The 2500-nt window shown below is 56.4% G+C and carries 1 tRNA gene and 2 rRNA genes (1 of these 3 cut by a window edge); all 3 read right to left on the bottom strand.

The features are described from left to right. Positions 1 to 568: 568 nt before the first annotated feature. Positions 569 to 645: transfer RNA gene (locus EJ071_RS10160), tRNA-Met, on the bottom strand. Positions 646 to 860: 215 nt separating this feature from the next. Further along, a 5S ribosomal RNA gene (rrf, locus tag EJ071_RS10155) occupies positions 861 to 975 on the bottom strand. 227 nt (positions 976 to 1202) lie between these two features. Beyond that, positions 1203 to 2500: ribosomal RNA gene (locus EJ071_RS10150) — 23S ribosomal RNA — on the bottom strand; it runs 1590 nt beyond the window's last position.

Genomic DNA, 2500 nt, shown 5'->3' with positions numbered 1-2500 from the left:
AATAGATAACAAAAATTGGCAATATGGCTGAATCAATTCCAATTCACCCCTTGCGATTCGGCGAAAGATTCAACTACCCGAATCGGCAGCGATCAAAATGTCGGGTCAAGACACCTGCGCCCGATCGAGGATCGCCATGCGGCCTATTCCACGATCTCTGCTCTCGCCATTTTGCGAGGTGACTGAGGCACAGAAGCCGGCTGAGTTTAAATTCAACCGGCTAATATTATTTCGCACCCAGTTAGACGTCGGTCTCTGAATACGTGTCCCCACTTGGACGTCCTCATCAGCCGCAGCGCAAAGCGGGCATCGCACCGGGCACCAATGTGGGTGGGGGAATGTTTCGCCTTGCCCGTGACCTCTGTGTCCCTCCTGCGATCCCCTAACGCAAAAACGGCCCGCGCGAGGCGGGCCGTTTTGGTGTTTGGTTTCGGGGACAGGATTTGGCTTCTTTGTCCCGCGGCGTCGGCTTCGCCTTCTTGCGGGCCCCTGATGAGCGCTCAAATCAGCCGGCCACCACAAGCCGAATGCCAAAACGGCCCGCGCGAGGCGGGCCGTTTTTGGTATTTGGTTGCGGGGACAGGATTTGAACCTGTGACCTTCAGGTTATGAGCCTGACGAGCTACCGGGCTGCTCCACCCCGCGCCAACCATAGAGGTAAGCTTTCGCTTACCGGATTCAAGAGACCGCCAAATGAAAGGGCCGCTTGCGCGGCCCAGGATCCCGTTTGGCGGGCCTTATGCATGTCGCCCAAAAGTGCCGCGCGGTTTTGCGGCAACGACATGCATCAAAAACCGTAAGGAGAAGATTTGTCTCCATCCGGATCCGATCCGGATGTGAGATGAACGTGCGCTTGGCAGACCTGGCAGCGACCTACTCTCCCGCGTCTTGAGACGAAGTACCATCAGCGCTGGAGCGTTTCACGGCCGAGTTCGGAATGGGATCGGGTGCAGCCGCTCCGCCATAACCACCAGGTCGGCAAAACGCACGTTCAAATCGAGAAGCTGTTCAAGCGCGATCCAAGGATCGTCGCCTTGTGCCTTGGCTATTCTGTTGGCCCGGCGCCTTTCGAAGCGAAGCTTCGCAAGGTCGACCGACCGTCGGCGCCGATGCGCCGCACCCACGTAGCGCCGCCCGAAGGGCGGAACAAGCGTGAGTGAGAACAAGCCATCCGACTTGTCGGATGGATATTAGGAATGAGAACGATCAAGCCGATCGAACTATTAGTACCGGTAAGCTTCAAGCGTTGCCGCTCTTCCACACCCGGCCTATCAACGTGGTCGTCTTCCACGGTTCTCAGGGAATACTCGTTTCAAGGTGGGTTTCCCGCTTAGATGCCTTCAGCGGTTATCCCGTCCGGATATAGCTACCCTGCAATGCGGCTGGCGCCACAACAGGTCCACCAGAGATCCGTCCATCCCGGTCCTCTCGTACTAGGGACAGATCCTTTCAATATTCCTACACCCACGGCAGATAGGGACCGAACTGTCTCACGACGTTCTGAACCCAACTCACGTACCGCTTTAAATGGCGAACAGCCATACCCTTGGGACCTGCTCCAGCCCCAGGATGCGATGAGTCGACATCGAGGTGCCAAACAACCCCGTCGATATGGACTCTTGGGGGTCATCAGCCTGTTATCCCCGGCGTACCTTTTATCCGTTGAGCGATGGCCCTTCCACGCGGGACCACCGGATCACTATGACCGACTTTCGTCTCTGCTCGACTTGTCAGTCTCGCAGTCAGGCAGGCTTATGCCATTGCACTCAGCGAACGATTTCCGACCGTTCTGAGCCCACCATCGCGCGCCTCCGTTACTCTTTAGGAGGCGACCGCCCCAGTCAAACTACCCACCATACATTGTCCCGGACCCGGATAACGGGCCGCGGTTAGACATCCATAGTAATAAGGGTGGTATTTCAAGGGTGGCTCCACCTGAGCTGGCGCCCAGGCTTCAAAGCCTACCACCTATCCTACACATGCCACTACGAATGCCAATGTAAAGCTATAGTAAAGGTGCACGGGGTCTTTCCGTCTAACCGCAGGAACCCCGCATCTTCACGGGGAATTCAATTTCACTGAGTCTATGCTGGAGACAGCGGGGAAGTCGTTACGCCATTCGTGCAGGTCGGAACTTACCCGACAAGGAATTTCGCTACCTTAGGACCGTTATAGTTACGGCCGCCGTTTACTGGGGCTTCGATTCAGAGCTTGCACCCCTCCTCTTAACCTTCCAGCACCGGGCAGGCGTCAGACCCTATACGTCGCCTTGCGGCTTCGCAGAGCCCTGTGTTTTTGATAAACAGTCGCTACCCCCTGGTCTGTGCCACCCTCCTCTGCTTGCGCAGAAAAGGGTCACGCTTCTTCCGAAGTTACGCGTGCAATTTGCCGAGTTCCTTCAGCATAGTTCTCTCAAGCGCCTTGGTATACTCTACCTGACCACCAGTGTCGGTTTCGGGTACGGTCTATAAGGAGGAGCTATTTCCTGGAACCACTCCGC

The organism is Mesorhizobium sp. M1B.F.Ca.ET.045.04.1.1, from assembly GCF_003952465.1.
GTDB classification, from domain to species: domain Bacteria; phylum Pseudomonadota; class Alphaproteobacteria; order Rhizobiales; family Rhizobiaceae; genus Mesorhizobium; species Mesorhizobium shonense.
The sequence above is the reverse complement of the archived record's forward strand: the minus strand, read 5'-3'. Positions and strand labels throughout refer to the sequence as shown.